This is a genomic window from Vibrio sp. BS-M-Sm-2 (genome assembly GCF_041504345.1).
GTDB lineage: Bacteria > Pseudomonadota > Gammaproteobacteria > Enterobacterales > Vibrionaceae > Vibrio > Vibrio satsumensis.
The window spans coordinates 1,931,893-1,953,345 of sequence record NZ_CP167894.1 but is presented as its reverse complement, the minus strand read 5'-3'; the positions used below and the strand labels follow the sequence as shown (position 1 = coordinate 1,953,345).

Annotated in this window: 22 protein-coding genes and 1 rRNA gene; 12 read left to right on the top strand and 11 right to left on the bottom strand. The window is 46.3% G+C overall.

Annotated elements, in window-relative coordinates:
* Nucleotides 1-111: 111 nt before the first annotated feature.
* A 16S ribosomal RNA gene (locus AB8613_RS08835) occupies nucleotides 112-1,666 on the bottom strand.
* 569 nt (nucleotides 1,667-2,235) lie between these two features.
* Between AB8613_RS08835 and AB8613_RS08830 the strand changes: the two genes are divergently transcribed.
* On the top strand, nucleotides 2,236-2,781 hold the full coding sequence (locus AB8613_RS08830) for a gamma carbonic anhydrase family protein (protein WP_146492770.1): 546 nt from the start codon (nucleotides 2,236-2,238) through the stop codon (nucleotides 2,779-2,781).
* On the opposite strand, the gene AB8613_RS08825 is transcribed toward AB8613_RS08830, so the two are convergent.
* The 4 genes from AB8613_RS08825 to AB8613_RS08810 all read right to left on the bottom strand — a co-directional run bounded on the left by AB8613_RS08825 (nucleotide 2,778) and on the right by AB8613_RS08810 (nucleotide 5,464).
* Entirely contained in the window at nucleotides 2,778-3,047 is a 270-nt protein-coding gene (locus tag AB8613_RS08825) for a DUF1488 domain-containing protein (RefSeq protein WP_146492771.1), read from the bottom strand. The genes AB8613_RS08830 and AB8613_RS08825 overlap by 4 nt on opposite strands.
* A gap of 16 nt (nucleotides 3,048-3,063) precedes the next feature.
* Complete coding sequence (gene aroE / locus AB8613_RS08820; RefSeq protein ID WP_372383737.1) at nucleotides 3,064-3,894, bottom strand: shikimate dehydrogenase; 831 nt, start codon at nucleotides 3,892-3,894, stop codon at nucleotides 3,064-3,066.
* Between the two features lie 75 nt (nucleotides 3,895-3,969).
* Nucleotides 3,970-4,887 (bottom strand): oxygen-dependent coproporphyrinogen oxidase, encoded by a 918-nt coding sequence (gene hemF, locus AB8613_RS08815; protein WP_372383736.1) that lies wholly within the window; start codon nucleotides 4,885-4,887, stop codon nucleotides 3,970-3,972.
* A gap of 19 nt (nucleotides 4,888-4,906) precedes the next feature.
* Nucleotides 4,907-5,464, bottom strand: a complete 558-nt coding sequence (locus AB8613_RS08810) for an L-threonylcarbamoyladenylate synthase (RefSeq protein ID WP_146492774.1) — start codon at nucleotides 5,462-5,464, stop codon at nucleotides 4,907-4,909.
* A 195-nt stretch (nucleotides 5,465-5,659) separates the two neighbouring features.
* On the opposite strand from AB8613_RS08810, the gene purE reads away from it, so the two are divergent.
* Both purE and AB8613_RS08800 read left to right on the top strand, forming a co-directional pair.
* A complete protein-coding gene (gene purE, locus AB8613_RS08805) occupies nucleotides 5,660-6,145 on the top strand; it encodes a 5-(carboxyamino)imidazole ribonucleotide mutase (protein ID WP_004735777.1) in 486 nt (161 codons plus the stop codon).
* 5 nt (nucleotides 6,146-6,150) lie between these two features.
* Nucleotides 6,151-7,296 carry a 5-(carboxyamino)imidazole ribonucleotide synthase gene (locus AB8613_RS08800; protein WP_146492775.1) on the top strand — a complete coding sequence of 382 codons (1,146 nt, stop codon included), beginning with the start codon at nucleotides 6,151-6,153 and terminating at the stop codon, nucleotides 7,294-7,296.
* A 90-nt stretch (nucleotides 7,297-7,386) separates the two neighbouring features.
* On the opposite strand, the gene AB8613_RS08795 is transcribed toward AB8613_RS08800, so the two are convergent.
* From AB8613_RS08795 to AB8613_RS08780, 4 genes are read right to left on the bottom strand one after another with little or no spacing between them, the layout of a single operon-like run.
* Nucleotides 7,387-7,956: a type I DNA topoisomerase gene (locus tag AB8613_RS08795; protein ID WP_146492776.1), complete on the bottom strand. Its 570-nt coding sequence runs from the start codon at nucleotides 7,954-7,956 to the stop codon at nucleotides 7,387-7,389.
* 12 nt (nucleotides 7,957-7,968) lie between these two features.
* Complete coding sequence (locus AB8613_RS08790) at nucleotides 7,969-8,445, bottom strand: DUF494 family protein (RefSeq protein ID WP_029235873.1); 477 nt, start codon at nucleotides 8,443-8,445, stop codon at nucleotides 7,969-7,971.
* Between the two features lie 3 nt (nucleotides 8,446-8,448).
* Complete coding sequence (gene dprA / locus AB8613_RS08785; RefSeq protein ID WP_372383735.1) at nucleotides 8,449-9,561, bottom strand: DNA-processing protein DprA; 1,113 nt, start codon at nucleotides 9,559-9,561, stop codon at nucleotides 8,449-8,451.
* On the bottom strand, nucleotides 9,558-10,649 hold the full coding sequence (locus tag AB8613_RS08780) for a LysM peptidoglycan-binding domain-containing protein (RefSeq protein ID WP_372383734.1): 1,092 nt from the start codon (nucleotides 10,647-10,649) through the stop codon (nucleotides 9,558-9,560). Before AB8613_RS08780 ends, dprA begins: the two co-directional genes overlap by 4 nt.
* A 140-nt stretch (nucleotides 10,650-10,789) precedes the next feature.
* Between AB8613_RS08780 and def the strand changes: the two genes are divergently transcribed.
* The 6 genes from def (at nucleotide 10,790) to AB8613_RS08750 (ending at nucleotide 17,238) form a co-directional block, all read left to right on the top strand.
* On the top strand, nucleotides 10,790-11,302 hold the full coding sequence (def, locus tag AB8613_RS08775; protein ID WP_017058772.1) for a peptide deformylase: 513 nt from the start codon (nucleotides 10,790-10,792) through the stop codon (nucleotides 11,300-11,302).
* A 37-nt stretch (nucleotides 11,303-11,339) separates the two neighbouring features.
* Nucleotides 11,340-12,287 (top strand): methionyl-tRNA formyltransferase, encoded by a 948-nt coding sequence (gene fmt / locus AB8613_RS08770; RefSeq protein ID WP_210447656.1) that lies wholly within the window; start codon nucleotides 11,340-11,342, stop codon nucleotides 12,285-12,287.
* A 91-nt stretch (nucleotides 12,288-12,378) separates the two neighbouring features.
* On the top strand, nucleotides 12,379-13,659 hold the full coding sequence (gene rsmB, locus AB8613_RS08765) for a 16S rRNA (cytosine(967)-C(5))-methyltransferase RsmB (protein WP_372383733.1): 1,281 nt from the start codon (nucleotides 12,379-12,381) through the stop codon (nucleotides 13,657-13,659).
* 109 nt (nucleotides 13,660-13,768) lie between these two features.
* On the top strand, nucleotides 13,769-15,145 hold the full coding sequence (gene trkA, locus AB8613_RS08760) for a Trk system potassium transporter TrkA (protein ID WP_004739332.1): 1,377 nt from the start codon (nucleotides 13,769-13,771) through the stop codon (nucleotides 15,143-15,145).
* Nucleotides 15,146-15,226: 81 nt separating this feature from the next.
* Complete coding sequence (locus AB8613_RS08755; protein ID WP_372383732.1) at nucleotides 15,227-16,672, top strand: TrkH family potassium uptake protein; 1,446 nt, start codon at nucleotides 15,227-15,229, stop codon at nucleotides 16,670-16,672.
* 26 nt (nucleotides 16,673-16,698) lie between these two features.
* Nucleotides 16,699-17,238 (top strand): DUF3157 family protein, encoded by a 540-nt coding sequence (locus tag AB8613_RS08750; RefSeq protein WP_372383731.1) that lies wholly within the window; start codon nucleotides 16,699-16,701, stop codon nucleotides 17,236-17,238.
* An 18-nt stretch (nucleotides 17,239-17,256) separates the two neighbouring features.
* On the opposite strand, the gene AB8613_RS08745 is transcribed toward AB8613_RS08750, so the two are convergent.
* Nucleotides 17,257-17,910 (bottom strand): hemolysin III family protein, encoded by a 654-nt coding sequence (locus AB8613_RS08745; RefSeq protein ID WP_372383730.1) that lies wholly within the window; start codon nucleotides 17,908-17,910, stop codon nucleotides 17,257-17,259.
* A gap of 156 nt (nucleotides 17,911-18,066) precedes the next feature.
* The gene (locus AB8613_RS08740) at nucleotides 18,067-18,858 is read right to left on the bottom strand and encodes a sporulation protein (RefSeq protein WP_372383729.1); all 792 of its coding nucleotides are present in this window, start codon (nucleotides 18,856-18,858) and stop codon (nucleotides 18,067-18,069) included.
* 283 nt (nucleotides 18,859-19,141) lie between these two features.
* On the opposite strand from AB8613_RS08740, the gene AB8613_RS08735 reads away from it, so the two are divergent.
* From AB8613_RS08735 to ccoG, 3 genes are all read left to right on the top strand, one after another.
* Nucleotides 19,142-19,309: a hypothetical protein gene (locus AB8613_RS08735; RefSeq protein WP_179946936.1), complete on the top strand. Its 168-nt coding sequence runs from the start codon at nucleotides 19,142-19,144 to the stop codon at nucleotides 19,307-19,309.
* 131 nt (nucleotides 19,310-19,440) lie between these two features.
* Entirely contained in the window at nucleotides 19,441-19,704 is a 264-nt protein-coding gene (locus AB8613_RS08730; protein WP_009848104.1) for a YihD family protein, read from the top strand.
* Nucleotides 19,705-20,031: 327 nt separating this feature from the next.
* Nucleotides 20,032-21,450, top strand: a complete 1,419-nt coding sequence (gene ccoG / locus AB8613_RS08725) for a cytochrome c oxidase accessory protein CcoG (protein ID WP_372383728.1) — start codon at nucleotides 20,032-20,034, stop codon at nucleotides 21,448-21,450.
* The last annotated feature ends 3 nt before the right edge of the window (nucleotides 21,451-21,453 follow it).

Here is a 21,453-nt window from a genome sequence, read left to right as displayed (position 1 = left end):
TCTCCACTTTAAAAAGTAGAAACAAACTTTGAAGAACTTGGGAGTTCTTCATCTCTTTGCTTTTCTAAACCTAATCAATCTGTGTGGACACTTATCGTGAATATCTTCGTATAAGGAGGTGATCCAGCCCCAGGTTCCCCTAGGGCTACCTTGTTACGACTTCACCCCAGTCATGAACCACAAAGTGGTGAGCGTCCTCCCCGAAAGGTTAAACTACCCACTTCTTTTGCAGCCCACTCCCATGGTGTGACGGGCGGTGTGTACAAGGCCCGGGAACGTATTCACCGTAGCATTCTGATCTACGATTACTAGCGATTCCGACTTCATGGAGTCGAGTTGCAGACTCCAATCCGGACTACGACGCACTTTTTGGGATTCGCTCACTATCGCTAGCTTGCTGCCCTCTGTATGCGCCATTGTAGCACGTGTGTAGCCCTACTCGTAAGGGCCATGATGACTTGACGTCGTCCCCACCTTCCTCCGGTTTATCACCGGCAGTCTCCCTGGAGTTCCCGACATTACTCGCTGGCAAACAAGGATAAGGGTTGCGCTCGTTGCGGGACTTAACCCAACATTTCACAACACGAGCTGACGACAGCCATGCAGCACCTGTCTCAGAGCTCCCGAAGGCACACCTGCGTCTCCGCTGGCTTCTCTGGATGTCAAGAGTAGGTAAGGTTCTTCGCGTTGCATCGAATTAAACCACATGCTCCACCGCTTGTGCGGGCCCCCGTCAATTCATTTGAGTTTTAATCTTGCGACCGTACTCCCCAGGCGGTCTACTTAACGCGTTAGCTCCGAAAGCCACGGCTCAAGGCCACAACCTCCAAGTAGACATCGTTTACGGCGTGGACTACCAGGGTATCTAATCCTGTTTGCTCCCCACGCTTTCGCATCTGAGTGTCAGTATCTGTCCAGGGGGCCGCCTTCGCCACTGGTATTCCTTCAGATCTCTACGCATTTCACCGCTACACCTGAAATTCTACCCCCCTCTACAGTACTCTAGTTCACCAGTTTCAAATGCAGTTCCGAGGTTGAGCCCCGGGCTTTCACATCTGACTTAATGAACCACCTGCATGCGCTTTACGCCCAGTAATTCCGATTAACGCTCGCACCCTCCGTATTACCGCGGCTGCTGGCACGGAGTTAGCCGGTGCTTCTTCTGTTGCTAACGTCAAGAGATAGCGCTATTAACGCTACCCCCTTCCTCACAACTGAAAGTACTTTACAACCCGAAGGCCTTCTTCATACACGCGGCATGGCTGCATCAGGCTTTCGCCCATTGTGCAATATTCCCCACTGCTGCCTCCCGTAGGAGTCTGGACCGTGTCTCAGTTCCAGTGTGGCTGATCATCCTCTCAGACCAGCTAGGGATCGTCGCCTTGGTGAGCCATTACCTCACCAACTAGCTAATCCCACCTAGGCATATCTTGACGCGAGAGGCCCGAAGGTCCCCCTCTTTGGCCCGTAGGCATTATGCGGTATTAGCCATCGTTTCCAATGGTTATCCCCCACATCAAGGCAATTTCCTAGGCATTACTCACCCGTCCGCCGCTCGACGCCCATTAACGCACCCGAAGGATTGTTAGTGTCGTTTCCGCTCGACTTGCATGTGTTAGGCCTGCCGCCAGCGTTCAATCTGAGCCATGATCAAACTCTTCAATTTAAGATTTTGTGACTCAACGAATACTGACTTCAAAACTAATATTCATTCGAAAATGAACATGTAATTCTAAAGCTATTATCATTCCAACAGAATGATAATGAATTGACTGTGCCAAATAACCGAAGTTATTCGTATTGGTCACTCAGTTCATTGAAATCAATTTTGATTCCGAAGAATCTGTTTTATCTAACGATAAAACGTTTTGATATTCATCAACGAGTGCCCACACAGATTGATAGGTTTAAATTGTTAAAGAGCTTTTCCTTTTTGAGCTTCGCTCAAATCGGACGGCCATTTTAGCGATTTAAGTTTTAGTGTCAACCACTATTTTCAAAACTTTTTTCAAGCGCTTAGCTTGGCTAATTTGACCTGCTGATTCGTTTTGGTTTCCTAAGAAGCCATCCCGTGTCAGCGAGGTGGCATTATAGAGATTTCGATCACACTGGCAAGCCCTTTTTGAAGTTTTTCTTACTTTTTTGATTGTTCGAGCGTTTTTTGTTCAAAACGCCCCATTTTCACTAGTATTCCCCTTAATTAAGGGCTTAAGGTGCCTATATAAAGGAGGACTTATGAGTTCAATACGCAGTTATAAAGGAGTATCCCCTCAGATTGGACAAGGTGTCTATATAGATACAAGTTCGGTACTGGTTGGTGATATCAAAATCGGTAACGACTCTAGCGTGTGGCCTTTGGTTGCTGCTCGAGGAGATGTAAACCACATCCATATTGGAAAGAGAACGAATATTCAAGACGGAAGCGTTTTGCACGTCACCCATAAGAATGCAGAAAACCCTGAGGGTTATCCTCTACTAATAGGTAATGATGTCACTATCGGACATAAAGTAATGCTGCATGGTTGCACCATTGAAGATCGTGTACTTGTTGGTATGGGAGCTATCGTGCTTGATGGTGTAATTATTAAAGAAGAAGTGATGATTGGTGCTGGTAGCTTGGTGCCGCCTAATAAGGTACTGGAAAGCGGTTATCTCTATGTAGGAAGCCCAGTAAAACAAGCACGCCCATTAAATGATAAAGAGCGTGCCTTTTTACAGAAGTCAGCTGACAACTATGTTCAGAATAAAAACGACTATCTAGACTCTGTGTTGCCAGTCTAAAACACTTTGATCTGAATCCGATTAGAGGAGTCATACTCCTCTTCTTCTATTAACTCTTCCGCTAACTCTTCAATATCGAAACGTAACCCTGAAAAGATAACTAAAGCTTGATCGCCTTCTTTTATATATCTACCTGCCAATCGTGATAATTCTTCAATAGACATGACACATTCGATCAATGCACCCGACTGTTGTGCTGGGAAGGTGATTGTTCGGCTCTCTTCATCCCAATCTTGGATATCAGGAAATAGAATTGATTGATTCATTTTTATAAATACCCCATTACATCTCTAGGTTTTTACGTAATTCTCTTAAAATCTGTTTTGTTCCCGGACGAAGGCCACGCCAAAGCATAAAGCTCTCTGCTGCCTGTCCCACTAGCATCCCCAAACCATCATAAACAGCATGAACACCACTATCTAATGCCCATTGATTGAATCCCGTGGTTCCCGATCCGTAAACCATGTCATAAACGGCGCTATTAGAGTTGAAAATAACCTCAGACACTTCAGGAAGCTGCCCGCTTAGACCAGATGAGGTAGAGTTAATAATGACATCAAAGCCTTCATTAACATCACTTAGCCCCATCCCCTTGATGTTGCCATGCGACGAAAACATCTCAGCCAGAAGTTCAGCCTTGGAGCTAGTTCGATTAGCTACCACCAGTTGTAGTGGCTTTTGGTCGAGAAGAGGTTGAATCACTCCTCTTGCAGCACCACCAGCGCCAAGAAGAAGAACACGTGCTCCTTTTAGTGTGACTTGATGTTGAAGCAGGTCTTGAACTAAACCCTCACCATCGGTGTTATCACCAATAATCTCTCCGTCATCTAACTTCTTAAGGGTATTTACGGCACCAGCTAGTTCAGCCCTCTCAGTTAGGCGATTGGCAAACTGATAGGCATCTTCTTTAAAAGGCGCTGTGACATTACATCCTCGACCACCTTCACTGAAAAAGGCTTTGGCAGCAGTGATAAATTCACCATGCTCTGGCTGTAATGCTGTATAGGTAAGTTGTTGGCTGGTTTGGCGAGCAAATAATGTGTGAATGAATGGCGATTTGCTTTGCCCAATAGGGTTACCGAAAACGGCATAACGATCTACTTGCTGTGTCATATCCTTACCTAACAGAAATAAAAAAGGGTCATCTATATAGATGACCCTATCACTATCCCTATAAGGAAGAAAGAACTACCAAACTCGAGGTTTTAGGTAGTCGCTATAAAGCAGAGCTTCTGGTGAGCCCGCTTGTGGTTCATAGCGATATTCCCAACGAGCCAACGGTGGCATAGACATCAATATTGATTCTGTACGCCCGCCACTTTGCAGGCCAAATAGGGTGCCACGGTCATACACTAAGTTAAATTCAACATAGCGACCACGACGATAAAGTTGGAAGTCACGCTCGCGCTCACCGTAAGACGTCTCTTTGCGTCGTTCTACAATCGGTAGATATGCGACTGCAAAGCCTTCACCGACCGCCTGCATATAAGCAAAGCTCTTTTCAAAGCCCCACTCGTTTAAGTCATCAAAGAACAAGCCACCAACACCACGCGTTTCATCGCGGTGAGGTAGATAGAAGTACTTATCGCACCACTCTTTGTGCTCTTGATACACGTTATCACCAAATGGCGCACACAGATCTTTAGCAGTTTGATGCCAAGACTGGCAATCTTCATCGAAAGGATAGAATGGCGTTAAATCGAAACCACCACCGAACCACCAGATAGGGTCTTCGCCTTCTTTTTCGGCAATAAAGAATCGAACGTTAGCATGAGAGGTTGGGATATAAGGGTTTTTAGGGTGGATAACTAACGATACGCCCATTGCCTCAAACTTACGCCCGGCTAATTCAGGGCGATGAGCAGTAGCTGAGGCAGGCATTGCATTACCCGCTACGTGAGAGAAGTTAACCCCACCTTGCTCAAATACCGTACCGTTGGTCATAACACGAGTTCGACCACCGCCACCAAGGCGATCGCCAGGTTCGCGTTCCCATGCATCTTCTTTAAATAGTGCGCTACCATCAGCTTGTTCAAGCTGTTGGCAAATCGAATCTTGTAGGCTCAGTAAAAACTGTTTTACTGCTTCTTTATCAATTGCTGACATCTTTCTTCCTCTGCAGGGTTTAACCCTGTCTTAATATTTTCGACGTTTTTGCATCTCTAATTTCGCTTGGCTTGTCACGACCACCCGTTTGACCTTCTAAAATAGCCACCAAATGTTGACCCAGTTGCTGTTGAACTTCTTCAGTCGTCATACAAGGCGGTTCACCTGTCAGGTTAGCACTGGTCGAGGTTAACGGCTTACCGAATTCATTACACATTCTTTGAACTAAAGGGTGATCCGTCACTCGTACTGCAATGGAATCAAATTGGCCGCTGACCCAGTCAGTCACTTTGCTGCTGGTTGGCATGATCCAAGTAACAGGGCCAGGCCACGTTGCTTTTACGGTCGCTAACTGCGCTTCCGTCAACTGGCTTTCATCAATATAAGGCAACAACTGCTCATAACTAGCAGCAATTAGGATCAACCCTTTCTCCATCGGTCGCTGTTTTAAATCGAGCAACTTCTTGATGGCTTGTGGATTATCGGGATCACAACCGACCCCAAAAACGCCTTCGGTAGGGTAAGCAATGACTTCACCTTGCTGTAATGCCTGCAATGTATGTTGAAAGTTATCCACGGGTTACCTCGTTAATTCAGTTATCAAACTCGCTAAGTGTACAAATTATCATTCACTGTGACTAAAGCTATTTGTTTATAAAATGTATCAATTAACAACTTAGACTGACGCAAACGTTTTCCTTAAGCAATTTTACCCGTATAATGCGCGCAAAATATCTAATCACTAATTAAATCGTACCTGAAGGAGTTTGAGATGACTGTCGGTATTATCATGGGTTCTAAATCTGATTGGCCAACAATGAAGCTAGCTGCAGAAATGTTGGATCAGTTTGGCGTGGCGTACGAAACAAAAGTGGTTTCTGCTCACCGCACACCTCAGTTGCTTGCAGACTACGCAACCAGTGCGAAAGAGCGCGGTATTAAAGTGATTATTGCGGGTGCTGGCGGCGCTGCACACCTACCAGGCATGGCGGCTGCTTTCACAAGCGTCCCTGTACTTGGTGTTCCTGTTCAGTCTAAAGCACTGAAAGGCATGGACTCGCTACTTTCTATCGTACAGATGCCAAAAGGTATCGCGGTAGGTACTCTGGCTATCGGTGAAGCTGGTGCTGCTAACGCTGGCATCCTAGCCGCTCAAATCATTGGTACACACAATGAAGAAGTGATGGCGAAAGTAGAAGCGTTCCGCTCTGAGCAAACAGAAACTGTTCTGGCTAATCCAAACCCTGCAGAGGACTAATTCCCATGCATGTTCTTGTGTTAGGCGCGGGCCAACTTGCTCGCATGATGTCCCTAGCTGGGGCACCGCTGAATATTGAAATTTCTGCTTTTGATGTTGGCAGCAAAAATATTGTTCACCCATTAACGCAAGCGATTCTAGGCAACGGCTTAGAAAATGCGATTGAGCGTGCGGACGTCATTACTGCAGAGTTCGAACACATCCCTCACGATGTACTTGAGGTATGTGAGCGCAGCGGTAAGTTCTTACCGACAACAGAAGCAATCAAAGCTGGCGGTGACCGTCGTCTTGAAAAAGCCCTGTTAGACGAAGCAAACGTGAAAAACGCTAAGTACTACGAGATTAACTCTCGCGAAGACTTTGACGCTGCGATCGCTCACGTTGGCTTACCAATGGTATTGAAGAGCACACTTGGCGGCTACGATGGCAAAGGTCAATGGCGCTTAAAGACATTAGACAATGTTGACGCGACTTGGGCAGAAATGGCTGAGTGCATCGCCGCAACAGACAACCAAGCAATTGTGGCTGAAGAGTTCGTTCCGTTTGATCGCGAAGTATCACTGGTGGGTGCTCGTGGCGCCAATGGTGAGATTCAAGTGTACCCACTGGCTGAAAATGTTCACACCGATGGCGTGTTGAGCTTATCGACAGCGATTGATGACATTGAACTGCAAGAGCAAGCTAAAGCCATGTTCACTGCCATTGCTGAGCGTTTAGATTACGTTGGCGTGCTAGCACTTGAGTTCTTTGATGTTAAAGGTTCACTGCTGGTTAACGAGATTGCACCACGTGTTCATAACTCTGGCCACTGGACACAGCAAGGCGCAGAGACTTGTCAGTTTGAGAACCATCTACGTGCCGTGTGTGGTATGCCACTAGGCAACACCAAACTGATTCGCCCGACTGCAATGATCAACATCCTTGGTGAAGATACCCTACCTGAAGCAATTCTTGCTCAAAGTGGTTGCCATGTTCATTGGTATGGTAAAGAGAAGCGTGCAGGTCGTAAGATGGGCCACATTAACGTGAGCGCTGACTACAACGCAGAGCTGCAAAGAGCGTTATGCTCACTGGCAGACATTCTCGATAAGCAAGCCTACCCTGCTGTGCATGAATTTGCTGAGCAGATGAAGTCAGTCTACATTGCTTGATGAATATAGAACGTTTATTGGATATAGAAACGGCGCTCATTGAGCGCCGTTTTTTTATTTCTGGTCATTCACTTACTGCAATTAGCATCACTACTGAGATTGAATGTGATGACACTTGCGGTCCGCACATTGCTTTTTCATCCCGTGAGCTGTTTTCTTCTCAAGTAACAACGGGAACTGGCACTCTTCACAACGACCTATAACTGGTGGCTGATTAACGGCGAACTTACACTTAGGGTAGTTATCACAAGCATAAAAGATTTTGCCATAGCGAGATTTACGCTCAACCAGATGACCTCGGCCACACTCAGGACAGGCAACAAGTGGCTGCTCTTCAGGTTGTTCTTTCGGTTGATCTAAAGATTCGATGTGATTACACGTTGGGTAGCTACTACAACCAATGAACATCCCAAAGCGACCTTGCCTTAATACCAACTCGTTTTGGCATTTAGGGCACGGTACGCCCAGCTCTTTCACCACATGACCATCATTTTGATGAAGAGGCTTGATGTAATCACAGCTCGGATACTGCTTACAGCCTAAAAATGGGCCGTGCTTACCATGGCGAAGCTGAAGCTCCCCACCACACTGTGGACAAGGTTCATGCTCTAACGCATGTTCATGTGCTGAAAAAAGCTGATTATCAATCTTACTACTCATGACAAGCCTGTATTAATGCAAGATACCTTGCTCTTTGGTGTACAACAGCTCTTCCATTTGCGTGTAAGCACTTTCATTACCCGGTACATTGAATAGCACCATTAAGATAATCCATTTCAGATCATCCAATTCAAATTCGTTGGTCTCAAGCCCCATTACACGATCAATCACCATTTCACGAATCTCTGTCGTGAGCACGTTGATCTGCTCTAGGAATAGTAGGAAACCTCGACACTCCATATTAATACGTGAAATCTCTCGACTGGTATAAACACGCATCGAGGTATTGGAGCACATAGTAATCGCCGCTTGGTTGTCGGTATCTTGCAGTGCCGCAAGATCTTCTAACCAATGGAGGGCCTTATAAATATCGTCTTGGTGAAACCCTGCTCGAAGAAGCTCATCTTCCAGCTCGTCTTGATCCACCTGCAATTCAGAATCGCTATGGATGTAGGTTTCAAACAAGTACATCAGTATGTCCATCATCATAGCTTAGCCTCTCCCCTTTCGAATATAGCCACCGGAAACTGCAACAACATGCCCTGAGAGCTCAAGCTCTAAAAGCTGCATCATGACTTCATGCACAGGTATATGGGTTCTCTGTGCCAAAATATCAACGGGTGTCGCCTCTAATCCTACGTTAGCTAACAGCTGTGGAAATGGCAATTGTTCATTTTCACCCTTATTCTGCGTAGGTTCGAATAAGCTCGGCTGCTGATCTATAGACCAGTTTAACAGACTCTTTATTTCAATCAGAACATCTTGAGCATTTTGCACTAAACATGCTCCAGCTTTGATGAGACTGTTACCTCCGCGGCTGGTTGGGCTATGAATAGAACCGGGAAGCGCAAACACTTCTCGACCTTGCTCCATCGCATAACGAGCCGTAATCAAAGAACCACTCTTTTCTGCCGCTTCAACAACGAGAGTTCCCAAAGACAAGCCACTTATAATACGGTTACGACGGGGGAAATGTTCAGGTCTCGGTTTAGCACTTGGGCGAAACTCTGAAATCAGCGCGCCATTCTCACAGATCCTCTCCGCTAGATTTCGGTGGCGGGCAGGATAAATGGAGTCCAAGCCAGAACCCAACACTGCAAAAGTTTCCCCTCCTTTATCCAGAGCACCATCATGAGCATAGCCATCGATACCTAAAGCTAAGCCACTGGTGACAATCAAACCGTTTTGGACAAACTCTTTGGCGAAGGACTTCGCTGTCTGCAGCCCTTCAAGACTGGCATTGCGACTGCCGACCATAGCGATTTGAGGTTCAATCAGCTTTTCGACGTGACCTTTAACGAAAAGAACACTGGGCGCAGAGGCAATCTCATTGAGCAGTTTGGGATAATATGAGCAATTCGGGGTAATAATGTGATGGTTAGGCTGTTTTGCTTGCCATGATAAGCAAGCCTCCACTTCTCTTGGGGCTTGCTCTCTTAGATAGGATATTTGCTTAGCTGACAAACCCATCGCTTGCAGCTGCTGACTTGAGTAGCCAACAATGTTCGAAGGGGAATCGATACTCAGCAGGCGAGAAAGGCGTTTGCCACCCCATTGCGGAACAAAACTTAGAGTTAACCAAGCACTCAGTTGTTGCTCATTCACTCGGTACCCTTAATCTCTTCCGTCAAAGCAAGGTCCAAAGGCGATACCGCCAGAATATCATTACTAACAGGCTTAGAGCTCTGAGTAATCAACGCGAGGCTAAAATATTGATAGGGACGAATAACCATCAAGCTACCCAGCGAGGTACTTGGCAATTGCACCTTATCGCTCGCCGCCGACTCTTTATAGCTGTATTCACCTTGCTTACCAAACACCACTGCACCGCTTTCGCTGAGGGTAAACATAGAGCCTTGGCGAAGGTTATCCTGTGAACCTTTGTTGATCACTACCACCTGATTCTTCGCGCTGTATTGGCTGCCATCTAACGAACCCAAGATATTAGCAAACTGACCCGCCGCACTAGGTGCAGGGTAAAACGTGGTAGAGAGCTTCACCTGATCAACACCAAGTTCAGGGAGCACCAGGTCGTTAAGCAATACCTCTTGCAATTGAGTGTCTATCTGCAAGCTACTGAACTCAGCATCCACTTCTTTTAAGCGCGCAGTGGCAACCAAGCGCAACGAGGTAATAGTCGCTTGGGGTTGCTGCCGTTGGTAAGTTTCAACGGCGCGGTAGATACCCCATTTTTGATGCTGCTGGTTACCTGAGATAAATAACCGGTCTGCACCCGATAAGAATCTCTTTCCATCACTGGTTCCTAATACCCGTTGCGCCGATTCGATATCTTGCTGCTCTACCAAGCGATCAGACTGTAAATACGGCAAAACTAGCCCCTCATTGACGGTAGGTACTGCTTTCTTCTCAGAGACACGAATCTTAGGGCTCAGCTTGATAACAGGCTTGAGGCTCAATACAGGCTCGCCATTAATCCAAACCAAAGACAGTTTATCTCCGGGGTAAATAAGATGAGGGTTTTCAATCTCTGGATTCACCTGCCATAACCTTGGCCACAACCATGGATTATCGAGATACATCGCAGAAATATCCCACAAGGTATCACCCTTAACCACCACATACGCCTCAGGTGCGCCCTGTTTAATGGTTAAAGGTTGCTCACTATTTTCCGCCGTAGCGGCGAACGAAATCGAGGCACAAACAAGAGATAAAGCAGGGAATAAATGACGCATGACCTAGGTTCCTTGGTCTGAATATATGACATCTGATTGGAGAATTACCTTCAGGATGCTGTCATTTGGCCTCTAAAATGTCTAGAATTGAGCCAACAAGGTTTAAGCTGTTTCGGCACAGTTCAATATTTCGAGTGTATATGTCTGTATTACAAGTATTAACATTACCAGATGATCGTCTACGTACCGTGGCGAAACCGGTAAAAGAAGTTACCCCAGAGATTCAAAAGTTCGTTGATGACATGATTGAAACCATGTACGACGAAGAAGGTATCGGCCTTGCGGCAACGCAAGTAGATTTCCACCAGCGCATCGTTGTTATCGATATTTCAGAGACGCGTGATGAGCCTATGGTTCTGATCAACCCTGAAATCACTGAAAAGCGCGGCGAAGATGGTATCGAAGAAGGCTGTCTATCTGTACCTGGCGCTCGAGCTCTAGTACCTCGCGCTGCAGAAGTAACGGTTAAAGCATTAGACCGTGACGGCAACGAATTCACATTCGACGCTGATGACCTTCTGGCTATCTGTGTTCAGCACGAACTTGACCACCTAGAAGGCAAGTTGTTTGTTGATTACCTATCGCCATTAAAGCGTAAACGTATCCAAGATAAGCTAGCGAAGATTAAACGTTTCAACGAGAAACAAGGTTAATCACCGCTGCTATTACTAAATTAGAAGGAAGCCTACCTTGAGTCAGTCTTTAAGAATTGTCTTCGCAGGTACTCCGGATTTCGCCGCCCGTCACTTGGCGGCGTTGTTGTCTTCGGAGCATGAAGTTATTGCTGTTTACACACAGCCAGATCGTCCAGCAGGCCGCGGTAAAAAACTGACTGCGAGCCCAGTAAAAAACATCGCACTTGAAAACAATATTCCGGTTTACCAACCTGAAAACTTCAAGTCAGATGAAGCTAAGCAAGAGCTAGCGGATTTGAATGCTGACATCATGGTTGTTGTAGCGTACGGCTTATTGCTTCCACAAGTGGTTTTAGATACGCCTCGCTTAGGTTGTATCAACGTGCATGGCTCTATCCTGCCGCGCTGGCGTGGTGCTGCTCCTATCCAACGCTCTATTTGGGCGGGTGATAAAGAGACAGGCGTGACGATCATGCAGATGGATATCGGCCTAGATACGGGTGACATGCTCAGTATCGCAACACTACCAATTGAAGCGACTGATACCAGTGCTTCAATGTACGAAAAGCTAGCTGGTCTTGGCCCTGATGCGCTTGTTGAGTGTTTGTCTGACATCGCTTCTGGTAAAGCGGTGGCTGAAAAACAAGACGACGAACTTTCTAACTACGCGAAGAAGCTAAGTAAAGAAGAAGCGCGTATCAACTGGAGTGATGACGCAGCTCATATTGAGCGCTGCGTTCGTGCTTTCAACCCATGGCCAATGAGCCACTTTGAAGCTGCGGAAAACAGCATCAAAGTATGGCAAAGCCGTGTAGCAGAGCAAACCTCTGATAAGCCTGCAGGTACTATTCTGCAAGCCGATAAAACGGGTATCTACGTAGCAACAGGACAAGGTGTACTTGTTCTTGAACAGCTGCAAGTGCCTGGTAAAAAAGCCATGTCAGTTCAGGATATCTTGAACTCTCGTGCAAGCTGGTTTGAAGTTGGAACTCAACTTTCTTAACCGCTTTTAAAGCTGCCATAAGCGCAGCTTAGAAAACCTTTACGAGGGCAGAGATGCCCTCATGTATTCAAATAAATATTCGGTACCCCTCATGAATGTTCGCGCTGCTGCTGCAAATGTCCTATTTCAAGTTGTCGATAAAGGCCACTCTCTTTCACACGCTCTCCCTGCGGCTCAAAAAACGATCCGCCCGCGAGACCATGCTCTACTGCAAGAGATTTGCTACGGCGCACTTCGTTACCTGCCTCGTTTAGAGTCAATCGCTAACGAACTAATGGAAAACCCGCTTAAAGGTAAAAAGCGTGTATTCCACCACCTAATCTTGGTGGGCATTTACCAACTGAGCTTCATGCGTATCCCTTCGCATGCTGCCGTTGCGGAAACAGTTGAGGGCACTAAAACACTGCGCGGTCCAAGCCTAAGTGGTTTGATCAACGCGGTATTACGTAGCTACCTACGTGACCAAGAAGAACTAGACGAGAAAGCCGTTAGCCACAATGCAGGCAAATATGGCCACCCAAGCTGGATCCTAAAAATGCTTCAAGAGAGCTACCCAGTTCAATGGGAGCAACTGGTTGAAGCAAACAACAGCAAGGCACCAATGTGGCTGCGCGTTAACCGCCAACACCACACTCGTGACGAGTATGTTGAACTGCTTAAAAACGAAAACATTGAATACACATTGCACCCTGAAGCAGCAGATGCCATAAAATTAGCTGCACCTTGTGATGTTACTTTACTTCCAGGCTTCGACAGAGGTTGGGTATCAGTACAAGACGCTGCCGCTCAGCTTTCAGTTGATTATCTAACACCAAAAGATGGTGAGCTAATCCTAGATTGTTGTGCTGCGCCAGGTGGTAAAACGGCACACATTCTTGAACATACCAATGACACTGAAGTGGTTGCGATTGACTGCGACATTAAACGCCTAGACCGTGTTTACGATAACCTTGAACGTCTACAACTGCGTGCCGACGTAATTTGTGGTGATGCTCGCTACCCTGAAGAGTGGTGGATGGGTGATAAGTTCGACCGTATCCTACTTGATGCACCTTGTTCAGCGACCGGCGTAATTCGCCGTCATCCTGACATCAAGTGGCTACGTCGTGCATCTGACATTGATGCGCTGGCTGAACTGCAAAGCGAAATTATGGATGCCATGTGGCGTCAGCTGAAAGAAGGCGGCACCATGGTTTATGCGACATGTTCTATCACGCCGCAAGAAAACGTGCTGCAAGTGAAAGCATTCCTAGAGCGTACTGAGAACGCAACGCTGGTTGGGTCTGATATCGAAAATCCGGGTCGTCAAATACTACCTGGAGAAGAAGATATGGATGGCTTCTACTATGCAGTTCTAGTAAAACAGGCATAACAACTAACAGCGGCTAAGAATTTATTTCTTAGCCGCTGTTTCTTTCTAGTGCATTATCAAAACAAAGTTAGATAACTAGAATTACCACGGTAAAGAAAAGAGAAAGGCTATGAAGATCATTATCCTAGGTGCTGGACAAGTTGGCGGTACCCTTGCTGAAAACCTGGTTGGTGAAAACAATGACATCACCATTGTCGACCGTAATGCTGACCGACTGCGTGAACTTCAGGATAAGTACGACCTTAGGGTTGTAAACGGTTATGCCAGCCACCCAAACACACTACGTGAAGCGGGTGCGCAAGATGCCGACATGTTGGTTGCAGTAACCAACATGGATGAAACCAACATGGCTGCATGTCAGGTTGCCTTCTCTCTTTTCAATACACCGAACCGAATTGCCCGTATTCGTTCTCCAGAATATCTGGAAGAGAAAGAAGCGCTATTCAAATCAGGCGCGATCCCAGTCGATCACCTTATCGCACCCGAAGAGTTAGTGACCAGCTACATTGAGCGCTTGATTCAATACCCAGGCGCACTACAGGTTGTGAGCTTTGCTGAACAGAAGGTTAGCCTAGTCGCAGTAAAAGCTTACTACGGTGGACCATTGGTTGGTAACGCACTGTCTGCTTTGCGTGAGCACATGCCGCACATTGATACTCGTGTTGCCGCTATCTTCCGTCAAGGTCGCCCTATTCGCCCACAAGGTACTACCATCATTGAAGCCGATGATGAGGTTTTCTTTGTCGCGGCGAGTAACCATATCCGCTCAGTAATGAGTGAACTGCAACGCCTAGAGAAACCGTATCGTCGCATCATGATTGTTGGCGGTGGTAACATTGGTGCAAGCTTGGCAAAACGCCTTGAGCAAAGCTACAGCATAAAGCTTATCGAGCGCAGCTACACTCGCGCCGAGAAGCTGTCTGAAGAATTAGAAAACACCATCGTATTCTGTGGTGATGCAGCCGACCAAGAACTGCTGACTGAAGAGAACATCGATCAGGTCGACGTGTTCATTGCCCTAACCAATGAAGATGAAACCAACATCATGTCAGCCATGCTGGCTAAGCGAATGGGTGCCAAGAAGGTAATGGTACTGATTCAGCGCGGTGCTTACGTAGACCTTGTTCAGGGTGGTGTGATTGATATTGCGATCTCTCCACAGCAAGCGACCATTTCTGCGCTGCTTACTCACGTTCGTCGTGCTGATATTGTAAACGTATCATCTCTACGTCGCGGCGCTGCAGAGGCGATCGAAGCGATTGCTCACGGTGACGAAACCACATCTAAAGTCGTTGGCCGAGCGATTGGCGACATCAAACTACCACCGGGCACCACTATTGGTGCGATTGTTCGAGGAGAAGAGGTACTTATCGCGCACGATAGAACTGTAATCGAACAAGATGACCACGTAGTAATGTTCCTAGTGGACAAGAAATACGTGCCTGATGTTGAGTCTCTTTTCCAACCGAGTCCGTTCTTCTTATAGCCTTGTTCTCGTAAGCTTCTTCTCACAACCTTCTTCGTTGTGAGAACGACGCTCCGGCACAAAGCGATGGTCTATTAAGCTATGGTCAACTTTCGTCCGATATTATTAGTGATAGGGTTAGTGTTATCAAAACTGGCCCTGTTCATGTACATCCCTACATTGGTTGCATTTTTCACAGGCACCGGTGGCTTCCTCGAGTTTGGTCAGTCGGTAGTGATCACGCACATAGTGGCGTTCATCTGCTTGAGCTTAGGCCGTTCAGCTAAGTTCCGGCTTGGTGTGCGGGACATGTTCCTGATCACCTCTCTGGTATGGACTATAGCCAGTGCCTTTGCTGCACTGCCGTTTGTCTTCATCAACCACATCAGCTTCACCGACGCCTATTTTGAAACCATGTCTGGTATCACCACGACAGGCTCAACCGTATTAAGCGGCTTAGACAGCATGGCACCAAGCATTCTGTTGTGGCGTTCCATACTGCAATGGTTAGGTGGCATCGGCTTCATCGTTATGGCGGTAGCGGTTCTGCCAATGCTCAACGTCGGTGGTATGCGCCTGTTCCAAACCGAATCATCCGATTGGTCAGATAAAAGCAGCCCACGAGCGAAAACGGTCGCGAAGAACATCGTGGCGGTTTATCTGGTTCTGACTGGCTTGTGCATTATTAGCTACCTGTTTGCAGGCATGGGCATCTTTGACGCGATCAATCACGCCTTCACAACACTGTCGACGGGGGGATACTCAACATCCGATGGCTCGATGAACCACTTCTCTAACAGTGCTCACTGGGTGGGAACGCTGTTCATGTTCCTTGGCGGCCTGCCTTTCCTATTGTTCGTTAGCGCACTGCGTGGTAGAAAACTCTCAATCCTCTACAAAGATGCGCAAGTGAGAGGTTTCACGTATCTATTTTTGGTCACCAGTGCCGTAATATCGACATGGTTGGTGGTTAGAGATGGCTACACAGTCATGGATGCGATGCGTGTTTCGATGTTCAACATAGTGTCAGTCGTCACCACAACCGGTTTTGGCTTAGAAGACTTCACCGCGTGGGGCGCACTACCAACCACTTTATTTGCGTTTCTAATGATGGCGGGCGCTTGCTCAGGTTCAACCTCTGGCGGTATCAAAATCTTCCGTTTCCAGATCGCGATGACCATGCTTCATAAACAAATGATGAAGCTGATTCACCCGTCGGGTGTCTTTGTTCAACGCTATAACCAACGACCAGTAAATGACGACATTGTGCGTTCACTGGTCGCATTTGGTTTGATGTTCTTTATTACGATTATCTTAATTGCAGGTGGCTTGAGCACGATGGGACTTGATCCCGTGACCAGTATATCTGGCGCTATCACAGCCGTTGCCAACGTTGGTCCAGGCATGGGCAGTGTGATCGGTCCAACGGGGAACTTTGCGCCGCTGCCAGACGCTGCTAAATGGCTATTAAGTTTAGGAATGCTGATGGGGCGACTCGAGATACTGACGCTGATCGTTCTATTTTTCCCAGCCTTTTGGCGACGCTAACCAAGCACAAAATCAAGGAAACAGAGATGAAATCATACGTACTTCTCGCAGGCGCATTGCTTAGCAGTTCTGCATTCGCCGACCAGTTGGTGACTCTACCTGATGGTAAAGAAATTTTACTGAAAGACGATTTCACATGGCAATATCATAGTAAGACCTCATCTGACGGAGAGCCTGCACTAAAAAGTATTCCGATAGCCAAAAGTACGCGCGGGACTACAATCACGATTGGTGATACAAAACCAAGCTTACAGGTTTCTAAATCAGGTGTGGATGTTTTGATTGGGGCTGGACTCTACGAAAATGCGCAGTTGATTCTACCGATTTCTATTACTAACCAGAGCACGCAAGCAGTAGTGTTAGTAACCTTAAAAGTTACGGTCTATTCACCAACGGGTGAGCTACTTCATCAAGAAAGCATTAATACATGGCAATCTATCAAACGTATGGCAGACACTTACCTTCGTCCACAAACTTCTGCCGAAGGTAAGTATTTAGCAATTGATGTTGATAAGTACCCGGAATATAAAATCGATGTCGATATTACCGACGTTTCAACACGTTAGAAGTCTATCGTAGTAACGCTAAACCGGAGTCACGTACAAATAAATAGCGAAGAAATGGCAAGCGCAGCCCGCCAAAACAAACAAGTGCCAGATGGCGTGGTTGTACGGGATGCGTTTTGTCACATAGAAAATAACACCCAACGAGTAGATCACGCCACCGAGCGCCAATAACACCAAGCCGCCTATTTCGATATTCATCGCCAGTTGATACACCACAATCAACGACAGCCAGCCCATAGCTAAATAAATGAACAACGATAAGCGCTTAAATCGGTAGACGAAGGCAATCTTCATGGTGATACCGACCAGCGCAATTCCCCAAATAACCGCCATCAAGCCCATCGCCAGTGGGGTTCTTAAACCAACCAATAAAAACGGGGTGTAGCTACCTGCGATCAGTAAATAAATCGCACAGTGATCGAGGGTTTTCAATAAACGCTTGGTCTTCTCTGTGGTGATCGAGTGATAGAGCGTGGAAGCAAGAAAGAGCAGGATAATGCTGCTGCCATAGATTGCCATACTAGCAACAGTCAACATGTCGGCTTGGTAATCAAACGCGCGAACCAGCAACAAGATCAGACCAACCACGCCAAGCACGACGCCCAAGCCATGGGTTATCGCATTAGCGCGTTCTTCGATGTCGCTGTATTCGCTGGCTGATGATGCAGACATGAGTATCCTACTAGAGTATATGTTCAATTGACCTAGTATTGCACATTAAGCTTACACGTGTAAGCTTAAATTTTTATGACATCTTTTATGACATTCATAACGCCTAAACTGTGTGATGAGGCTCGGCTCTCTAAAGCTAAATAACCAAAGAGCTGACTAAGAGGCGCTATCTAGATACTCAAGCACCATCTTGCCGGCATCTTCTGGTGAGGTATCAAGCGGGACGCTCAATTGGCGTTGTAACTGACCAATACCAAGCAAGCTCGCTAACATGCCTTTGGCACCATCGCGATTTCTATCGATCTCAAACCACAGCTTGAGCTCTGTTTCATCGTGGTATGCAACCACCTCCAATTCACGCCAGCGGCCATGATAAGGGCCAGTCGTAGGAACAAATTCGAACTCTTGCACAAATGGTAACTCAAAACCTTCCACCGCTTCACACTCGACTTGGCGAATGCGCAGGCCTTGGGCTTCAAGTTCGTTAAAAATACCATCGAGGAGTGCATCAGGACGAACCGTTAAGATATCTTTATCCGATGGATCAATCGCCATCGCAATGTCCAGCCCGGTTTCAAGCCACACCTTTGAGTCACCAATCGTGACCGGTGTATTCAGCGGGACATCAAACTCACATTCAAAATCACGGGTTTCACCCGGTTGAATAACAAAGGCATACGGCAGACTCCATTTTGCTAATGAATAGGTCTGGTGCATACGGCGTGTTTGACCGCCCTCTTGCCTTTGTGAGTTCATGGTGACTTCTTTTACGTAACGACAACACAGATTAAGATCGATATTGTCGATCTCCTGTGGCTGAGCGCCACCATACACATGCACAATAATGCTCGCCTTCTGCCCTGGATACAGCACTTCCTGTTGCAACACAGAATCGACCTTGGCCGACCCAATACCAAAACTTGCTAACGTTTTCTTTAAGAACGACATATGCACCTCCTTTAAAGCATCATCTTAAGCCTGAAAGAGGTTCAAACTCAAATATACTGCTCACACTATTTTAGCTCTAATATCGTTTAATTATCACTCAGACGTCGATCGATAACTTAGATAGTGATAATCTAAGCCTTGATATGCATGCATGTCATTATCCTGATTTATTCTTCGGATTGGCGAAAGCCAGACGAGTGACGCTTCAAGCAATTGAGGTAGAGCTCATGGTAAATCAGGCCATTAGATTGGCAATGGATATGCCTGACCGTTAGGTAAATTAATGCGCCCAACAGCTGTCAGGTTCTCGCACACCAACCGTAGTGCGATGCGTCGTCGTAGTGGCTTTGCTGCTGCTCCAACGGCTAAGAAATTGGCTCCTACAATGACTCTAGTTGAGAAGACTGCTTTATTAGCACCGACTACAACAAAAGTGATTAGAGCCGCTTAACAAAAAGCGCAGTTTTTACTGCGCTTTTTTCTTGCCCAGACCCGCCTTGAAATGTGTTTACACATTGGTATTCCCTATCCGATTTGATACCTTAACCACAAATCATTATAAAATTTGTGGAGAAGTAAAGTATGAAGTGTCACCGCATTGAAGAACTGCTTGAACTGATGGAGCCTGAATGGCAAAAAGATCAAGAGCTTAACCTATTAGAGTTCATCATTAAGCTATCAAAAGAAGCAGGCTACCAAGGCAAACTTGAAGAACTGACTGATGATGTTCTTATCTACCATCTTAAAATGCGTAACAGCGAAAAAGATGAAATGATCCCGGGTCTGAAAAAAGACCAAGAAGATGATTTCAAAACCGCAATTCTAAAAGCGCGTGGCCTTCTTTAGTCGCCGATTTGTTTAGAACTCAATTGCTGTTATAGATAAAACACTCAATTTTAAAAAGCGACCACTCGGTCGCTTTTTTGTTTCTGTTCGCTATTTTTTCGTCACAACTGTTATGACTTTTGTTGTTAAAGGTTGATAGCGTTAAAGAAATGAGAACAAGATTGTCGCTATAATCGCCATCCATAAGAATCTTCTAAAATAATAAGAGTGAGTGCGATAACAACAAATGCACCAAGCTCTATTTCAACAGGTTCTCTAAACCATACTTTCAAGTAATGTCGTCATGCCCAACTTAACCGGGCAAACAAGCCACAAAAAGGATAGTCCATGAGTCAGGATAAAATCGATATCAAAGATGTGACTCCTAAAACCTTTAACCCGAAAACACATAAAGGTAATGGAGATCGATTTAACCCAAGTAACCGAATCTATGTTCGAGAAAGCAAAGGTAAATTCCAACAACTGCGTCGCTATGGCGGTTGGTTCTTACTTTTACTTTTTGCGCTTATCCCATGGATTCCATTTGGTGAACGCCAAGCGATCTTGCTCGATATCGGCAGCCAACAGTTCAACTTCTTTGGCACCACCTTATACCCACAAGATCTGACCCTACTCGCGATCCTATTTATGATTGCCGCGTTTGGCTTATTCTTCATAACCACCTTCTTAGGCCGTGTCTGGTGTGGCTATTTATGTCCGCAAACCGTCTGGACCTTCATGTACATTTGGTTCGAAGAGAAACTAGAAGGGGCTGCCAATAAGCGAAGAAAACAAGACTTAGGCAAACTGACAACCAATTTAATCCTCAGAAAAACTGTCAAACACATTGCGTGGTGGGCGATTGCCATTGCGACGGGTTTAACTTTTGTTGGTTACTTCATCCCGATCAAAGAGTTAGTGGTTGGTTTCTTTACCTTTAATTCATCGTTCTGGCCAGTGTTTTGGGTACTGTTCTTTGCAGGCTGCACCTATGCTAATGCAGGTTGGATGCGTTCAATTGTTTGTCTGCACATGTGTCCTTACGCGCGTTTCCAATCGGCAATGTTCGATAAAGACACCTTCATTGTGGGCTACGATACAGAACGCGGTGAAAGCCGTGGCCCCCGATCTCGCAAGGCTGATCCAAAAGAGCTTGGTCTAGGCGATTGTATTGACTGTAATTTATGCGTTCAAGTGTGCCCAACGGGTATCGATATCCGTGACGGTCTACAATACGAATGCATTAACTGTGGCGCGTGTATTGATGCCTGTGACAACACCATGGAACGAATGGGCTATGAAAAAGGCCTGATCAACTACACCACCGAGCACAGACTTGAAGGCCACTCAACCAAGGTAATGCGTCCTAAGCTGTTGGGCTATGGAGCCATCTTAATCGTGATGCTGGGCCTATTCTTCGTGCAAATCGCGAGTGTTGATCCTGCTGGCCTAAGTGTTCTACGTGACAGAAATCAGCTGTTTAGGGTCAATAGCCTAGGGTTGGTTGAAAACACCTACACCTTGAAAGTGATCAACAAGACTCAACAAGAGCAAGAGTACAAACTCGATGTTAGCGGACTGCCCGATTCGATCTGGTATGGCAAACAGAAGATTACTGTCGATCCAGGCGAGGTTTTGAACCTACCTATCAGTTTAGGCGCCGACCCAGAAAAACTGAGCTCACCAGTTTCGACAATTCAGTTTATACTCTCGGATAATGAAGAGTTTACGATGGAAGTCGAAAGCCGCTTTATCAAGAAGCTCTGATAC